Source organism: Roseateles sp. GW823-FHT07B05 (assembly GCF_058794515.1).
Genome location: NZ_JBXAGX010000005.1, coordinates 51569 through 67506, shown reverse-complemented (window position 1 = coordinate 67506; position 15938 = coordinate 51569). Strand labels below are relative to the sequence as shown.

The window sequence follows — 15938 nt, the reverse complement described above, 5'->3', positions numbered from 1 at the left end:
CTTGGGGCGGCCCTACGCTCGGTCCGCCTCATTTGCTGGCGCCCGAAGCCGGCTTGGCGGCTGCCGCCGCCGGCGCCTGGATGCGCAGCGGCGTGCCCGGCCGCAGGTTCTGCTTGCCGTCCAGCACGACCTGCGCCGTCGCGTCCAGCCCGTCGACGACGACCTGCTCGCCCATCGCCTGGCGCAGCTGCACCGGTACCAGCTTGGCCGTGTTGCCCGGCCCCACGACGTACACCGAACGGTCGTTGCCGCGCATGATGATGGCGGCCTGCGGCACGACGGTGGCGCCCTTCAGCGTGCGCAGCGTGACGCGCACGCGCTGGTACTGGCCCGGCCACAGCGCCTGGGTCTTGTTGTCGAACTCGGCCTTGACCTTGATGGTGCCGGTCGTCGTGTCGACGAGGTTGTCCACCGCCGTCACGCGGCCCTTGATGGCGGCGGCACCCTTGGGCGCACCCGGTGGCGGCGGCGCCTCCACGTCCAGCTCGCCGGCACGCGTGGCGGCCAGCAGCGACGCCAGCTGCGTCTCGGGCACCGTGAAGGTGATGGCGATGGGGTCCAGCTGCGCGATGTTGACGAGCGCCGCCGCCGTCGCGTTGGCCTGCACCAGGCTGCCGGGGTAGACGCTGACGATGCCGGCACGGCCGCTGATGGGCGCGCGCAGCTCGTTGTAGCCGGCCGTCACCTGCGCGGCCTGCACGGCGGCCTCGTCGCTGCGCACCAGCGCCTGGCCGGCGTCGAAGTTGGCCTGCGCGGTGTCGACGGCGCTGGGCGCGATGAAGTTCTGCGCACGCAGCTCCCTGGCGCGGTTGAGCTGGCGCTCCAGGTCGCTGAGGCTGGCGCGGTCACGCGCAAGCTGGGCGCGGGCCTTCTCCAGCGCGGCGCGGTCGGCGCGGTCGTCGAAGCGGAACAGCAACTGGCCCTTCGTGACCGTCTGCCCGTCCTTTACCAGCACCTGCGCGACGGTGGACGTCGTCTGCGCGCGCAGGTCCACGCTCTGCAGCGCGGTGACGGTGCCGCTGGCCTCCACGGTGATGGGCACGTCGGCCTGCCTGACCTGCACCACCGTGACGTTCTGCGGCGGCGGCGCGCTGGCCGCACCGGCCGGGGCAGGCGCGCCGGACGCGGGCGCGCCGGCAACGTCATCCTTGCGCCCGCAGCCGGCCAGAAGCGCCAGCACGAGGCCGCAGAGGATCAAGGGAGGGGTCGCGCGCATGCAAGCCTGCCGAAAGGTAAAGGGGATTGACTGTAATGACAGCCAAGCCTACCGGCCCAGTTTTGCTCGCTGATTGCTGGCCGGTAGCGGCTTGCGCGTTTTTCGTGCCCGGTTATGCAGCCAGCGCGCGCGCCAGCCGCGCGCCGACGGCGGCGTTGTGCTTCACCAGCGCGATGTTGGTGGCCAGGCTGCGGCCGCCCGTCAGCGCCTTGATGCGCGCCAGCAGGAAGGGCGTGATGGCCTTGCCCTGGATGCCCTGCTGCGCCGCCTCGGCCAGCGCCTGGGTCGTGATGGCGTCGATCTCCTCGCGCGGCATGGCCTGCGCGGCCGGCACCGGGTTGCTCAACACGACGCCGCCCGACAGCCCCAGCGCCCACTTGGCGCGGATGAAGCGCGCCTGGCTCTGGGCGTCGTCCATGCGGAAGTCGGCCTTCAGGCCGCTGTCGGGCGTGAAGAACGCGGCGAAGTTGTCCTGCCCCACCGACAGCACCGGCACGCCATGCGTCTCCAGGTACTCCAGCGTCAGGCCCAGGTCGAGAATGGACTTGGCACCGGCGCAGACGACCGCCACCGGCGTGCGCGCCAGCTCCTGCAGGTCGGCCGAGATGTCGAAGCTCTCGTGCCCGCCGCGATGCACGCCGCCGATGCCGCCGGTCACGAACACCTCGATGCCGGCCAGGTGTGCGCAGATCATCGTGGCGGCCACCGTCGTCGCGCCCAGCCGGCCGGTAGCAATGGCGAACGGCAGGTCGCGGCGGCTGAGCTTCATCGCGTCGGGCGCCTGGGCGAGCTGCGTCAGCTCGTCGTCCGTCAGGCCGATGCGGATGCGCCCGCCGATGACGGCGATGGTGGCCGGCACGGCGCCCTCGGCGCGGATGACGTCCTCCACCTCGCGGGCCGTGTCCAGGTTCTGCGGCCAGGGCATGCCGTGGGCAATGATGGTGGATTCGAGCGCCACGACGGCGCGGCCCTCGGCACGGGCGGCGGCCACTTCGGGCGAGAGCTGGATCAGGTCGTTCATCGTTCTTCCAGGAAATGGGGGGTCAGCTCGGGGTGCACGCTGTCCTCGGTGCGCAGCGTCAGCGCGGCCAGGTCCAGGCCCAGGCGGGCGGCGGCGTCGAAGTCGTTCGGGTCGCGCAGCAGCCCGGCGCAGACGCCGGCCGACAGCGCATCGCCCGCGCCGGTCACGTCGACGACGCGCACCTGCGGTGCGGCCCAGTGGCGCGGCTCGCAGCCGGGCTGGCTCAGCAGCAGGCCGTCACCGCCGTGCGACACCAGCACGCAGCCCACGCCACGCGCATGCAGCCGCGCCAGCGCCGCGGCGGGCTCGTCGGCCACGGTGGACAGCTCGCCGGCGTTCAGGATCAGCAGGTGCAGGCCGTGCAGGTCGTCGGGCAGGCGCTCCATCTTGGCTTCCGACACGGCCACGCCCACCAGCGGGATGCCGCTGGCGCGCGCCTCGGCCAGCAGCAGCGGCCAGGCATCGGTGGGCAGGTTGCCGTCGGCCACCACCAGCGCAGCGCCAGCGCGCACATCCCGGCTGGCCGCCAGCGCCCAGGGGTTCAGGCGCTCCACCAGCGGCATCGCCGCCAGGCCCAGGTGCAGCTCGCCATCGGGCGCCAGCACGGCCGTGTAGCTGTCGCTGACCTGCCGGCGCAGCTTCAGCACGGCGTCGGTGTTGATACCCACACGCGCGGCCTGCTCCATCAGCATGCGGCCGCCGGCGTCGTCGCCCACGGCCGCGATCAGCGCGACAGGCAGGCCCAGCCGCGCCAGGTTCTCGGCGACGTTGCGCACGACGCCGCCCGGCGTCTCGTGCGCCTCGCAGGGGTTGGACGATCCGCCCAGGGCCTGCGCGAGCAGGCGCAGCTTGCGGTCGATGTTGAGGCCGCCGATGCAGACGATGGGGGCGGCGGAGGAATTCATCGCGTGATTCTAGGAAGCCAGGCCGCGACGGCCTCCGCGAGCGCCTGCACGACCTGCGCGTCGTTGCGGCCGCTGCGCGCACGCACATGGAAGGCGTGGTCGGCGTCGTCCTCGACATGCAGCGTGGCGATGTCGCCCAGTTCATCGACAACGCCGCGCAGCAGCGCCAGCTCGGCCAGCTCGTCGCGCGTGCCCTGCAGGAACAGCATCGGTACGCGCACGCCGGCAAGATGGGTCGCCCGCTCCAGGCCCGGCTTGCCCGCCGGGTGCAGCGGGAAGCCGACGAACACGAGGCCGCGCACGCCCGGCATGGCCTCGGCCGCCTGGGCCTGCGACGTCATGCGCCCGCCGAAGGACTTGCCGCCAGCCAGCAACGGCACGCCGGGCAGGCGCTCGTGCGCGGACGCCACCGCGGCGCGCACGGCGGCATGGGCCACGGCCGGCGAGTCGGGCCGCTTCGAGCCGCGCTCCATGAACGGGAACTGGTAGCGCAGCGTCGCGATGGACTGCTCGAACAAGGCCTGCGACAGGGCCGCCATGAAAGGGTGCTGCATGCCGGCACCCGCGCCATGGGCGAACACGTAGGCGGCGCGCGGCCGGGACGGCTGCAGCCACAGCGCGGACACGGTGATCGCGTCATCGACGGTCAGCATGAGATTCATGCCGCCAGCTTAGGGCCTGTCAACACTACGGGAGCATGCCGCGTTGTGGCCAGCAAGCCCGCGAGCAAGGCGCAAACCGGAGCCGGGCTTAATACCCGGCGAGGATTTGCAACGCTGCGCGCGGGCTTGCTGGCCACAACCCGAAGGGAAGGCCCGCCGCCAGGGGCCACTCCGCGTTGCACCGCTTGCCCGCATATCAATGCGGGCGGCGCGCTGCGCCTTGATTGGCCCCTGGCGGCGGGCCTTCGCGGCTTACTCCCGTAGTGTTGACAGGCCCTGGCTGCGCTAGAGTCGGCCTCGGCGCGGCGCCAAGCCGCCCACGTCGCTCGGACGGTTCCGGGCGCTCACGTACACAGCCATGACCTCTTCGTCTTCCGCTTCCGGCGGCAAGCGCCGCTTCGCGCGCATCGACCGCCTCCCGCCCTACGTCTTCAACATCACGGCCGAGCTCAAGCTCGCCGCCCGCCGGCGTGGCGAGGACATCATCGACATGAGCATGGGCAACCCCGACGGGGCCACGCCGCCGCACATCGTCGCCAAGCTCGCCGAGGTCGCGCAGCGGCCCGACACCCACGGCTACTCCGCCAGCAAGGGCATCCCGCGGCTGCGCCGCGCGATATCGCACTGGTACCAGCGCCGCTACGGCGTGGACATCAACCCCGACAGCGAAGCCATCGTCACCATCGGGTCCAAAGAAGGCCTGGCCCACTTGATGCTGGCGACGCTCGACCGCGGCGACACCGTGCTGGTGCCCGACCCCAGCTACCCCATCCACATCTACGGCGCCGTCATCGCCGGTGCCGACATCCGCGCCATCCCGGTCAGCAGCGAGGTGGACTTCTTCGCCGAGCTGGAGAAGACCATCCGCGGCAGCTACCCCAAGCCCAAGATGATGGTGTTCGGCTTCCCGTCCAACCCGACGGCGCAGTGCGTGGAGCTGAGCTTCTTCGAGCGCGTGGTGGCGCTCGCAAAGAAGCACGACATCCTCGTCGTGCACGACCTGGCGTACGCCGACATCGTGTTCGACGGCTTTGTGGCGCCGTCCATCATGCAGGTGCCCGGCGCCAAGGACGTGGCGGTGGAGTTCTTCACGCTCAGCAAGAGCTACAACATGGCCGGCTGGCGGGTGGGCTTCATGGTGGGCAACCCCGACCTCGTCGCCGCGCTCGCCCGCATCAAGAGCTATCACGACTACGGCACGTTCACGCCCCTGCAGGTGGCGGCCATCGCCGCGCTGGAGGGTGACCAGCAGTGCGTGAAAGACATAGCCGCCAGCTACCAGCGCCGCCGCGACGTGCTCTACAAGGGCCTGACCGAGGCCGGCTGGGCGGTGGACTGCCCCAAGGCCAGCATGTACATCTGGGCGCGCATCCCCGAGCCCTACCGCGAGCTGGGCTCGCTGGAGTTCGCGCGCCAGCTGCTGGAGAAGGCCAAGGTCTGCGTGTCGCCCGGCATCGGCTTCGGCGACCACGGCGACGGCCATGTGCGCTTCGCCCTCATCGAGAACGAGTCGCGCATCCGCCAGGCGGTGCGGGGCATCAAGGCCATGTTCAAGGCGGACGGGGTGCTGAAGGCATGACACCGCAAGCCCTCATCCTCGACCTCGACGGCACCCTGGTCGACACCCTGGGCGACTTCGTCGCGGTGCTGGGCCTGACGCTTGCCGACGTGGGCCTGCCTGCGGTGGACCGGGCGTTTGTGGAGCGCACCATCGGCCGCGGTGGCGAGCACCTCGTGCGCCAGACGCTGGCTCACGTGGGTGCCAAGCCGGGGCTGTTCGACCACGCGTGGTCTCTGTACCAGCACCACTACGCCGCCGTGAACGGCGCGCACGCGGCCGTCTATCCCGGCGTCGTCGAAGGGCTGGAGGCGCTGCGCGCGGCCGGCCTGCCGCTGGCCGTGCTGACCAACAAGCCCGCCGCGCCGGCGCGCGAGCTGCTGAAGCACAAAGGCCTGGACGGGTTCTTCAGCCACGTCTTCGGCGGCGACAGTTTCGAGCGCAAGAAGCCCGACCCGCTGCCGCTGCGCAAGACCTGCGAGGCGCTGGGCACGCTGCCGTCAGCGACGTGGATGATCGGCGACTCACGCAACGACGCCGAGGCGGCCCGCGGCGCGGGCTGCCCGGTGGTGCTGGTGACCTATGGCTACAACCACGGCGAGGACATCCGCGCCGTGCCGGCCCTGGCGCACCTGGGCCGGCTGGACGAGCTCCGGCTCAGCGGCGCGACGAGCGCTTGACGCCGAGCAGCGCGTCCTTGAGCGAATCGTCGGCCGGCTTGTCGCCCAGCCAGATGCGCAGCAGGGCCGAGAAGAATTCGGGCTCCTTGATCGGCTCGGGCATCACGCTCTTGCCGTTGAGCAGCAAGGTCGCGCCCACGCCCGGCAGGTAATCAACCGAGAAGCTGTCGCCTGAGTTGAGCTGCTTGCGGCTCGCGAAGACCTCGCTGAGCTTGAGCACGCCGTTGATGCACTTGGCGAACTCCTCGCGCGGCGCATTGGCCTCCATGCCCTTGGTGAACAGCTTGCCGAGCTCGTTGCCGTCGATGTCGCGCAGCATCTGGATGTGGATGCGCTTGGGGCCGGGGGCGCTCAGCACTTCGGGCGTGGTGCTGGCCTTGTGGGTCAGGTACAGCCCCGCGGTGTAGACCTTGACGACGAACTTGTAGCGGATGCCGGCGCCGTTGAGCTGCAGCTTCTGCCCAGCCAGGTCCACCGCCGTCTCGTACTTGACGTTGGCCACCTCGACCGTTTCGCCCCACGCCACTCCCCCACTCAGGCTGCCGGCGGCCAGCAGGGCCGCTACGACGAATGCGCGCATGTCTCGCTCCATTGTTCTGCCGCGATGGCGGCGTCTCCGTGAGCCGAAGTATGGCCCGACAGCGCGAAAGACCCGCTGATACACTGGCCCGACCATGTTCATCACGCGCAAGCACATCACGGGGTCGAGCGACCGGGGAGCCTGGCCCTGGCGTCCCTGGGCCACCGCTGTCTGATGCCGCTTGGCGCGCCCTGACGCGCTCTTCATCGCGTTGCCCGTTCTCCCCCGGGCTGCACGCCAAGCCCTGAAACTGTCTTTTCAAGGTTTGACGTCGTGATCACCGAAATCGAATTCCAGAGCCTGGCCGCCGAGGGCTACAACCGCATTCCGCTCATCAGCGAGGCCTTTGCGGACCTCGAAACCCCGCTGTCCCTCTACCTCAAGCTGTGCTCGGGCGCAGGCCATGCGCGCAACAGCTTCCTGCTGGAGAGCGTCGTCGGCGGCGAGCGCTTCGGGCGCTACTCCTTCATCGGCCTGCCCGCGCGCACGCTGATCCGCGCCACCGGCAACCACTGCGAGGTGCTGACCGACGGCCAGATCGTCGAGACGCACGACGGCAACCCGCTGGACTTCATCGCGGCCTACCAGGACCGCATCAAGCCCAGGATCCCCGCCGGCCTGCCGCGCTTCTGCGGCGGCCTGGCCGGCTACTTCGGCTACGAGGCCGTGCGCGCCATCGAGAAGAAGCTGGACCGCGAACACAAGGGCGAAGGCCTGGGCACGCCGGACATCGTGCTGCTGCTGTCGGAAGAGATCGCCGTCATCGACAACCTGTCGGGCCGGCTCTACCTCATCGTCTGGGCCGACCCGCGCCAGCCCGAGGCCTACTTCCGCGCCAAGAAGCGGCTGTCGGCGCTGCGCGACAAGCTGACCTACTCCGTCAGCGTGCCGCGCGTGCAGCGCAGCGAGTCGCACGCGCCGACGCGCGGCTTCGCCAAGGCCGACTACCTGGCCGCCGTGCAGAAAGCCAAGGACTACATCGCCGCCGGCGACCTGATGCAGGTGCAGGTGGGCCAGCGCATCGCCAAGCCGTACAAGGCCGAACCCATCGCGCTGTACCGCGCGCTGCGGGCGCTGAACCCCAGCCCCTACATGTACTTCTATGACCTGGGCGACTTCCAGATCGTCGGCGCCAGCCCCGAGATCCTGGTGCGCGAGGAGCACGCCAGCGACGGCTCGCGCAAGGTCACGATCAGGCCGCTCGCCGGCACCCGCCCGCGCGGCGCGACACCCGAGCGCGACCTGGAACTCGAAGCCGAACTGCAGGCCGACCCCAAGGAGCGCGCCGAGCACCTGATGCTGATCGACCTGGCGCGCAACGACATCGGCCGCATCGCCCGCACCGGCAGCGTCAAGGTCACGCAGGCCTTCGTCGTCGAGCGCTACTCGCACGTGATGCACATCGTGTCCAACGTCGAAGGCGTGTTGCGCCCCGAGGTGGGCCAGCTGGACGTGCTGAAGGCCACCTTCCCCGCCGGCACACTGACCGGCGCGCCCAAGGTGCGCGCGATGGAGCTGATCGACGAGCTGGAGCCCGTGCAGCGCGGCATCTACGGCGGCGCCTGCGGCTACCTGAGCTTTGCCGGCGACATGGACCTGGCGATCGCGATCCGCACCGGCATCATCAAGAACGGCACGTTGTACGTGCAGGCGGCGGCCGGTGTCGTCGCCGACTCGGTCCCCGAGCTGGAGTGGCAAGAGACGGAAGCCAAAGCCCGCGCCCTGCTGCGCGCCGCCGAACTGGTTGAGGAGGGCTTCTAAATGCTCTTGATGATCGACAACTACGACAGCTTCACGTTCAACATCGTCCAGTACTTCGGTGAACTGGGCGCCGACGTGAAGGTCGTGCGCAACGACGAGATCACCGTCGCCGAGATGGCCGCGCTGAACCCCGACCACATCGTCTTCTCGCCCGGCCCCTGCACGCCGACCGAGGCGGGCGTGTGCGTGGAAGCCATCCAGCATTTCATCGGCAAGAAGCCGCTGCTGGGCGTGTGCCTGGGCCACCAGGCCATGGGCCAGGCGCTGGGCGGCAAGATCATCCGCGCGCAGCGCCAGATGCACGGCAAGGCCAGCACGATCACGACCGACCAGCGCGGCGTCTACACCGGCCTGCCCAAGGACTTCAGCGTCATCCGCTACCACTCCCTCGTCATCGAGGAAGCGACCTGCCCGGCGGTGCTGGAGATCACGTCGCGGAGCGACGATGGCGAGATCATGGGCGTGCGCCACCGCGAGCTGGCCGGCACGGCCACGCCGGTGGAGGGCGTGCAGTTCCACCCCGAGTCCATCCTCAGCGAGCATGGCCACGCGATGCTGCGCAACTTCCTGGAGCTGAAGCCGTGACTGACTACGCCCCGTCTTCTGGCGGTGGCGGAACAGCCACTGTCGACCTGCGCAGCGACACCGTCACCAAGCCGACGGCAGCGATGCGCGAAGCGATCGCCGCCGCGCAGGTCGGCGACGACGTCTTCGGCGACGACCCCACCGTCAATGCGCTGCAGGAGCGCGTCGCCGCGCTGCTGGGCAAGGAAGCCGCCCTCTTCATGGCCAGCGGCACGCAGAGCAACCTCTGCGGCCTGCTGGCCCATTGCGGCCGTGGCGACGAGTACATCGTCGGCCAGCTGGCCCACACCTACCGCTACGAAGGCGGCGGCGCGGCCGTGCTGGGCAGCATCCAGCCGCAGCCGCTCCCCAACCAGCCGGACGGCACGCTGAAGCTGGACGACATCGCCGCGGCCATCAAGCCCGACGACCCGCACTTCGCACGCACGCGGCTGCTGGCGCTGGAGAACACTTGGAGCGGCCACGTGCTGCCGGCCAGCTACGTGGCCGACGCCTGCGAGCTGGCCCATGCGCGCGGGCTGGCGACGCACCTGGACGGCGCGCGGCTGTTCAACGCCGCGGTCGCGTCCGGCCGCACGGTGGCGGAGCTCGCGCGGCACTTCGACTCCGTCTCCATCTGCTTCAGCAAGGGGCTGGGCGCGCCCATCGGCTCCATGCTGGTGGGCTCGCGCGAACTGATCCAGCGTGCCCACCGCGTGCGCAAGATGGTGGGCGGCGGCCTGCGCCAGGTGGGCCTGCTGGCCGCCGCGGCGGACCACGCGCTGACCCACCACGTCGACCGCCTCGCCGACGACCACGCACTGGCCAAGCGGCTGGCACAGGGCCTGGCGGCGCTGCCGGGTGTCACGGTCACGCCACCGCAGACGAATATCGTCTTCGCCCAGGTCAGCGACGGCCGCACGCCGGCGCTGCTGGAGCACCTGAAGTCGCGCGGCGTGCTGGCCACCGGGCTGATCGGCCTGCGCTTCGTGACGCACCTGGACGTCGACACCGCCGGCGTCGACCACGCCATCGCGGCGGCCCGCGAGTTCCTGACGAAGGATTGAGCATGTCGACATCCACGCTGCTGATCTCGCTGTACGAGCAGAAGGCTGCCATCGACCGCGAGTTCCTCACCGCGCTGGCCGAGGCACCCCTGTCCCCCGACAACCGCCACATCGCCATCCGCACGCTGAACCACATCCACACGGTAGACCGCATCTTTGCCGCCCACCTGCGCGGCGAGCCGCACGGCCTGGCGGCCAGCAACACCGAGGCCACACCGACACTCGATGAGCTGCGTGCGTCGGTCGAGCAGGTGGACGGCTGGTACGTCGACTACGTGCGCGGCCTGGCGCCCGAGCGGTTCGAGGAAGTGCTGAGCTTTCGCTTCACCGACGGCGACGCTGGCCGCATGAGCCGGGAGGAAATCCTGGCCCACGTCATCCACCACGGCAGCCACCACCGCGGCAACGTCGGCATGCTGATGAAGCTGGTCGACACACCGCCGCCGCGCGACCTGTTCACGCGTTTTTTGCACCAAACCGAACCCGCGCGCCGGGAGCTTTGACATGCCCATCACCGACAACGAAGCCCTGACCCGCGTCATCGAACACCGGGAGATCTTCCACGACGAGATGCTGACGCTGATGCGCCGCATCATGGCCGGCGAGATGTCGCCCGTCATCGCCGCGGCCCTCATCACCGGCCTGCGCGTGAAGAAGGAAACCATCGGCGAGATCACCGCCGCCGCGCAGGTCATGCGCGAGCTCTCCAACAAGGTGCCACTGGGCCCGCAGCCGCATCTCGTCGACGTCGTCGGCACCGGTGGCGACGGTGCGCACAGCTTCAACATCTCCACCTGCTCGATGTTCGTCGCCGCCGCCGCGGGCGCGCAGGTCGCCAAGCACGGCAACCGCAGCGTCAGCAGCAAGACCGGCAGCGCCGACGTGCTGGAGGCGCTGGGCGCCAACATCCAGCTGACGCCGCGCCAGGTGGCGGCCAGCGTCGCCGAGTGCGACATCGGCTTCATGTTCGCGCCCAACCACCACCCGGCGATGAAGAACATCGCGCCGGTGCGCCGCGAACTGGGCGTGCGCACCATCTTCAACATCCTGGGCCCGCTGACCAACCCGGCCGGCGCGCCCAACATCCTGATGGGCGTGTTCCACCCCGACCTCGTCGGCATCCAGGTGCGCGTGCTGCAGCGCCTGGGCGCGGAACACGCGCTGGTCGTCTACGGCAAGGACGGCATGGACGAGATCTCGCTCGGCGCGACGACGCTGGTGGGCGAGTTGAAGGACGGCGCCGTGCGCGAGTACGAGGTGCACCCCGAGGACTTCGGCTTCCAGATGGCCAGCAACCGCAGCCTGAAGGTGGAAGGCCCCGAGCAGTCGCGCGAGATGCTGCTGGGCGTGCTGGACGGCCAGACCGGCCCGGCACGCGACATCGTGCTGCTGAACGCCGGCGCGACGCTGTACGCGGCCAACGTGGCTTCGACCATCGCCGACGGCATCGCCCGCGCCCGCCAGGCGCTGGACAGCGGCGCGGCGCGCGCCAAGCTGGATGCCTTCGTCAAGGTGACGCAGAACCTGGGGGCGAACTGATGGCGGACATCCTGAAGAAGATCGTCGAGGTCAAGTGGGAGGAGATCGCGGCGGCCAAGGCGAAGCGCTCGCTGGCCTCGCAGCGTGAGGAGGCCGAGGGCCGCAAAGGCGAGCAGCGCGGCTTCGAGCGTGCACTGCGCGCCAAGGTCGCGGCAGGCCGGGCCGGCGTCATCGCCGAGATCAAGAAGGCCAGCCCCAGCAAGGGTGTCATCCGCGCGGACTTCCAGCCCGCGGCCATCGCCGAGAGCTACGCCCGCCACGGCGCGGCCTGCCTGTCCGTGCTGACTGACGAGCGCTTCTTCCAGGGCTCGGTGGCCTATCTGCAGGCCGCGCGCGCCGCCTGCGAGCTGCCCGTCATCCGCAAGGACTTCATCGTCGACGAGTACCAGGTCATGGAAGCCGGCGCGATGGGTGCGGACTGCATCCTGCTCATCGCCGCCTGCCTGGCCGATTCGCAGATGGCCGACCTCGAATCCGCCGCCCATGCCATCGGCCTGGACGTGCTGGTGGAGGTGCACGACGGCGACGAGCTAGACCGCGCGCTGGCGCTCAAGACGCCGCTGCTGGGCATCAACAACCGCAACCTGCGCACCTTCGACGTGACGCTGGACACCACGCTGGGCCTGCTGCCGCGCGTGCCGGCCGATCGGTTGCTGGTGACCGAGAGCGGCATCCTCGGCGCAGCGGACGTGCAGCGCATGCGCGACGCCAACGTGCACGCCTTCCTGGTGGGTGAGGCCTTCATGCGCGCGCCGGACCCGGGTGCAGCGCTGGCGACGCTGTTCGCATGAACTTCCCGCTGACCCTGCCGGACACCGACTGGCGCCCCGTCGTCGACGCCTGGGCCGCCAGCCCCGCCGGCCAGAAGCTGCTGGCCTACCTGGCCGAGCGCCATGCGGCAGGCGCCACCATCTACCCGCCCGAGCCGCTGCGCGCGTTGACGCTGACGCCGCTGTCGCAGACGCGCGTCGTCATCCTCGGCCAGGACCCGTACCACGGCCCCGGCCAGGCCGAGGGGCTGAGCTTCAGCGTGCCCGAGGGCGTGCCCTTCCCGCCCAGCCTGCGCAACATCTTCAAGGAGATCCAGCGCGACCTGGGCAAGCCGTTCCCGCCCACCGGCAGCCTGGTGCGCTGGGCCGAGGGCGGCACGCTGCTGCTGAACGCGGTGCTGACGGTGGAAGACGGCCAGGCCGCCAGCCACGCCAACCGCGGCTGGGAGCCGCTGACCGACGCCCTCATCAAGACGGCGGCCGAAGACCCGGCGCCCAAGGTCTTCATGCTGTGGGGCGCCTATGCGCAAGCCAAGGCGCCGCTGATCGAGGCGGCACGCCAGGATCACCTGGTGCTGAAGGCCAACCACCCGTCGCCGCTGTCCGCGCTGAAGCCGCCGCGGCCCTTCATCGGCTGCGGGCATTTCTCGACGGCCAAGGCCTGGCTGGATGAGCGCGGGCGGGGCGCGCCCAAGAAGGCCTGATCAGCCGCCCGGCTTGCGGGCCGTGTGGATGGCCACGATGCCCAGCGACAGGCGCTCGAAGCCCACGTCCTCGAAGCCTCGCTCGCTGAGTTCCTGCGCCAAGGCCTCGGCCGCCGGGAAATCACGAATGCCGTGCAGCAGGTATTTGTAGGCCGACGCGTCGCCCCCGGTGGCCAGCCAGCCCAGTATCGGCATGCACAGCGACATATAGAGCAGATAGGCCTTGTGCAACGGTGCCCAGCGGATGTTGGACGCCTCCAGCACGATGAGCCGGCCGCCTGGCCGGAGCACACGCCAGGCCTCGCTCATCGCCCGCCCCCGATCGCAGATCTTCAGCCCCAGCGAGATGGAATAGGCATCGACGCTGTTGTCGGGCATGGCCGGCATGCACTCGGCGTCCAATTCTCGGAACGACACGGCGCTGCCGTGCGCAACCAGACGCCGCTCGGCCATGGCCAGCATCCTGGGGCTGATGTCCGACGCGATGATGTGGCGCTGCTGCCCCGCCACACCGGGCAGCACCCGCAGCAGGACGTCACCCGTGCCCGTGGCGCCATCCAGCAGCGTGCCCCAGGGCTCGCGTGCGATGGCCTGCGCCACACGCTGCTTCCAGGTCCGGTGAATGCCCAGGCTGAACAGGTCGCAAAGCCTGTCATAGCGATCGGCGATGCGGCCGAAGACGTCGTCGCGCTGCCAGGCGAACTCGGCGGCATTGCCCTGCGAGGGCCCAATTTCTCGTTGCTGCATGGACAACCTCCCTGCCCGCGATTGTTCCGCCAGCAGCAACTCGCCGTTCTATTCCAGCGGCTTTTTCCCACGGGCCGCAACTCATACAGTGACAACCATCGGCACACACCCCACTCAAGAGGTGGCCGACAGGAGAGTCACCATGAACAACACCCGTTCCATCTTCACGCTGATCACCGCCGCGACGGCCGTCACGGCGTTGGCGGCGGGCATGTTGCTCGCGATCAGCGCGCCGGCGCCCAGCGCCGAGGACTTCGGCCACGCGACGCAGGTCGCCAGCAGCGACGGCGAGGCCTGACGGCCCTCAGGCCGTCGTGCAGCGCAGCTTCAGCCCGCCCATCGCCTCGCGGCCGATCAGCTCCACCACCCAGTCCACGAACACCCGCAGCTTGCTGCTGAGGTGGCGGTTGGGCGGGTAGACCACGTAGACCGGCACCGGCTCGGCGTCCCAGTCTTCCAGCACCCGCACCAGCTCGCCGCGCTTGAGCAGCGGCCCGGCCATGAAACAGGTCAGCTGCACCACGCCCAGGTGGGCCAGGCCGGCGTTCAGGTAGGCATTCGCGTCGTTGACCGCCAGGATGTGGTTGCCGGCCACCTCCACCGTTTCCTCGCCGCGCCGGAAGGTGTCGGCCATGACCTTGCCCGTGCGCGCCGAGAAATAACCCACCATGCGGTGCGGCGGCTGCGTCAGCTCCAGCGGATGCGCCGGCGTGCCGTGGCGGCGCAGGTACTCGGGCGTGGCGCAGGTGATGAAGCGGAACTCGCCGATGCGCCGCGCCACCAGGCTCTGGTCGGTCAGCTCGCCGCCACGGATCACGCAGTCGATGTTGTCGCTGATGAGGTCCACCGTGCGGTCGCTGACGCCCAGCTCGATCTGGATGTCGGGGTACTTGGCATAGAACTCCGGCAGGTGCGGAATGATCATCTCGCGGCCCACCACGCCCGGCACGTCGATGCGGATGCGGCCGCGTGGCGTCACGCGCGCCTGGTTCATGCTGCCTTCCAGCTCCTCCAGGTCCGACAGCAGCCGCATCGCGCGCTCGTAGTAGGCGGCGCCGTCGGGCGTCACCGTCACGCGCCGCGTCGTGCGGTTCAGCAGCTTGGTGCGCAGGTGCGTCTCCAGCGTCTGGATCAGCCGCGTGACCGTGGCCTTGGGCAGGTCCAGCGAGTCGGCCGCCTTGGTGAAGGTGCCGGCCTCGACGACACGGACATAGGCTTGCATCGCAGTGAGACGGTCCATAAACGGCTTCGCTGTTGAGTGGCCGGCAGTTTGCTGCCCAGATTGGCGCAGATTGTTCCATGTGAAGGAAAAGTGAGTCACGGCCAAGGCCGTTTATCTATGGGACACCAATCTCTATCTTTCGGGCCATGGATAACAAGCTCGCCACACCCACCTCGCTGCGCCTGGGCCCCGCGCCCGGCTGGGCGGCGGAGGTCTACGCGGCTCGCCGGCCTCTGGCCGGCGGCGGGCGCGCGCTGCTGCTGTGGCTGCACGGCGGCGGCTTCACCGGCGACGCCCCGGCAGACACGCCCCACCGCGCCGAGCTGCTCGCCAGCGCCGGCGCTGACGTCGTCACGCTGGACTACCCGGTCGCCCACCCCTTCCCGACCGCACTGGCCGCCGCGTTCGAGGCGCTGCAGGCGCTCGCCGTCCGCCCCGGCCAGCTGACCGGCACGCAGCACACCGCGCTGTTCGTGGCCGGCGAGGAGGCCGGCGGCAACCTGGCTGCCGCGCTGGCGATGATGGCGCGCGACCAGCAGGCCCCGCAGATCGCCGGCCAGCTGCTCATCACGCCCATGCTGGACCCGGCGCTGGGCAGCGCCTCCATGCGCGACGGCGAATGCGGCGGCTGCGAGTGCATGTACGCCAAGGGCTGGCAGGTCTATCTCGGCGACAGCACGCGCGCCGACCACCCCTACGCCGCGCCACTGAACGCCACCCGCCTTGGGGGCCTGGCGCCGGCCCTGGTGGTGGGCGTGCAGGGCCACCCGCTGAACGACGAGGCGCGCCGCTACGCCGCCGCGCTGCGCGCCCACGGCGGCTGCGCCAGCGACCTGACGCTGGCCTCGCTGAACCCCTGCGACGCGCTGGCGCCGCTGCACGACTTCCTCGCCCAGACCACGCGCCGGGCGCTGTCCACGAATCCTGCTTGACCCTCGGAAA

The 15938-nt window shown here is 70.2% G+C and carries 18 protein-coding genes; 11 read left to right on the top strand and 7 right to left on the bottom strand.

Translation table 11 applies throughout. From position 1 onward, the window contains the following. Positions 1–28 precede the first annotated feature (28 nt). The 4 genes from AC1Q7O_RS12690 to AC1Q7O_RS12675 all read right to left on the bottom strand — a co-directional run bounded on the left by AC1Q7O_RS12690 (position 29) and on the right by AC1Q7O_RS12675 (position 3804). A complete protein-coding gene (locus AC1Q7O_RS12690) occupies positions 29–1216 on the bottom strand; it encodes an efflux RND transporter periplasmic adaptor subunit (protein WP_492661359.1) in 1188 nt (395 codons plus the stop codon). A gap of 112 nt (positions 1217–1328) precedes the next feature. After that, positions 1329–2237 (bottom strand): pseudouridine-5'-phosphate glycosidase, encoded by a 909-nt coding sequence (locus AC1Q7O_RS12685; protein WP_492661360.1) that lies wholly within the window; start codon positions 2235–2237, stop codon positions 1329–1331. Then, positions 2234–3142 (bottom strand): carbohydrate kinase family protein, encoded by a 909-nt coding sequence (locus AC1Q7O_RS12680; protein WP_492661361.1) that lies wholly within the window; start codon positions 3140–3142, stop codon positions 2234–2236. Before AC1Q7O_RS12680 ends, AC1Q7O_RS12685 begins: the two co-directional genes overlap by 4 nt. Next, positions 3139–3804 (bottom strand): alpha/beta hydrolase family protein, encoded by a 666-nt coding sequence (locus tag AC1Q7O_RS12675; protein WP_492661362.1) that lies wholly within the window; start codon positions 3802–3804, stop codon positions 3139–3141. Before AC1Q7O_RS12675 ends, AC1Q7O_RS12680 begins: the two co-directional genes overlap by 4 nt. A 358-nt stretch (positions 3805–4162) precedes the next feature. Here AC1Q7O_RS12675 and alaC point away from each other — a divergent pair, with 358 nt between their 5' ends. Both alaC and gph read left to right on the top strand, forming a co-directional pair. Next, the gene (alaC, locus tag AC1Q7O_RS12670) at positions 4163–5383 is read left to right on the top strand and encodes an alanine transaminase (protein WP_492661363.1); all 1221 of its coding nucleotides are present in this window, start codon (positions 4163–4165) and stop codon (positions 5381–5383) included. Next, positions 5380–6042, top strand: a complete 663-nt coding sequence (gene gph / locus AC1Q7O_RS12665) for a phosphoglycolate phosphatase (RefSeq protein WP_492661364.1) — start codon at positions 5380–5382, stop codon at positions 6040–6042. Before alaC ends, gph begins: the two co-directional genes overlap by 4 nt. Here the strand turns inward: gph and AC1Q7O_RS12660 are convergent. Further along, on the bottom strand, positions 6020–6622 hold the full coding sequence (locus tag AC1Q7O_RS12660) for a chalcone isomerase family protein (RefSeq protein WP_492661365.1): 603 nt from the start codon (positions 6620–6622) through the stop codon (positions 6020–6022). The two genes, gph and AC1Q7O_RS12660, sit on opposite strands and share 23 nt — an antisense overlap. Before the next feature lie 273 nt (positions 6623–6895). Between AC1Q7O_RS12660 and trpE the strand changes: the two genes are divergently transcribed. From trpE to AC1Q7O_RS12625, 7 genes are all read left to right on the top strand, one after another. Then, positions 6896–8383, top strand: a complete 1488-nt coding sequence (gene trpE / locus AC1Q7O_RS12655; RefSeq protein WP_492661366.1) for an anthranilate synthase component I — start codon at positions 6896–6898, stop codon at positions 8381–8383. Beyond that, on the top strand, positions 8384–8968 hold the full coding sequence (locus AC1Q7O_RS12650; RefSeq protein ID WP_492661367.1) for an anthranilate synthase component II: 585 nt from the start codon (positions 8384–8386) through the stop codon (positions 8966–8968). Between the two features lie 83 nt (positions 8969–9051). Then, a complete protein-coding gene (gene ltaE / locus AC1Q7O_RS12645) occupies positions 9052–10014 on the top strand; it encodes a low-specificity L-threonine aldolase (protein ID WP_492661408.1) in 963 nt (320 codons plus the stop codon). A 2-nt stretch (positions 10015–10016) separates the two neighbouring features. After that, complete coding sequence (locus AC1Q7O_RS12640; protein WP_492661368.1) at positions 10017–10517, top strand: DinB family protein; 501 nt, start codon at positions 10017–10019, stop codon at positions 10515–10517. Between the two features lies 1 nt (position 10518). Beyond that, positions 10519–11553 carry an anthranilate phosphoribosyltransferase gene (gene trpD, locus AC1Q7O_RS12635; protein WP_492661369.1) on the top strand — a complete coding sequence of 345 codons (1035 nt, stop codon included), beginning with the start codon at positions 10519–10521 and terminating at the stop codon, positions 11551–11553. Continuing rightward, the gene (gene trpC / locus AC1Q7O_RS12630) at positions 11553–12344 is read left to right on the top strand and encodes an indole-3-glycerol phosphate synthase TrpC (protein ID WP_492661370.1); all 792 of its coding nucleotides are present in this window, start codon (positions 11553–11555) and stop codon (positions 12342–12344) included. The genes trpD and trpC overlap by 1 nt, the downstream gene beginning before the upstream one ends. Then, a complete protein-coding gene (locus AC1Q7O_RS12625; protein WP_492661371.1) occupies positions 12341–13027 on the top strand; it encodes a uracil-DNA glycosylase in 687 nt (228 codons plus the stop codon). The genes trpC and AC1Q7O_RS12625 overlap by 4 nt, the downstream gene beginning before the upstream one ends. Here the strand turns inward: AC1Q7O_RS12625 and AC1Q7O_RS12620 are convergent, their stop codons facing one another. Continuing rightward, on the bottom strand, positions 13028–13813 hold the full coding sequence (locus tag AC1Q7O_RS12620) for a ubiquinone/menaquinone biosynthesis methyltransferase (RefSeq protein WP_492661372.1): 786 nt from the start codon (positions 13811–13813) through the stop codon (positions 13028–13030). 103 nt (positions 13814–13916) lie between these two features. Here AC1Q7O_RS12620 and AC1Q7O_RS12615 point away from each other — a divergent pair, with 103 nt between their 5' ends. After that, positions 13917–14072: a hypothetical protein gene (locus AC1Q7O_RS12615; RefSeq protein WP_492661373.1), complete on the top strand. Its 156-nt coding sequence runs from the start codon at positions 13917–13919 to the stop codon at positions 14070–14072. Between the two features lie 6 nt (positions 14073–14078). Here AC1Q7O_RS12615 and AC1Q7O_RS12610 read toward each other — a convergent pair whose 3' ends face one another. Further along, positions 14079–15014, bottom strand: coding sequence for a LysR family transcriptional regulator (locus AC1Q7O_RS12610; protein ID WP_492661374.1), 936 nt, complete (start codon positions 15012–15014; stop codon positions 14079–14081). 128 nt (positions 15015–15142) lie between these two features. On the opposite strand from AC1Q7O_RS12610, the gene AC1Q7O_RS12605 reads away from it, so the two are divergent. After that, positions 15143–15928 carry an alpha/beta hydrolase fold domain-containing protein gene (locus tag AC1Q7O_RS12605; protein ID WP_492661375.1) on the top strand — a complete coding sequence of 262 codons (786 nt, stop codon included), beginning with the start codon at positions 15143–15145 and terminating at the stop codon, positions 15926–15928. The last annotated feature ends 10 nt before the right edge of the window (positions 15929–15938 follow it).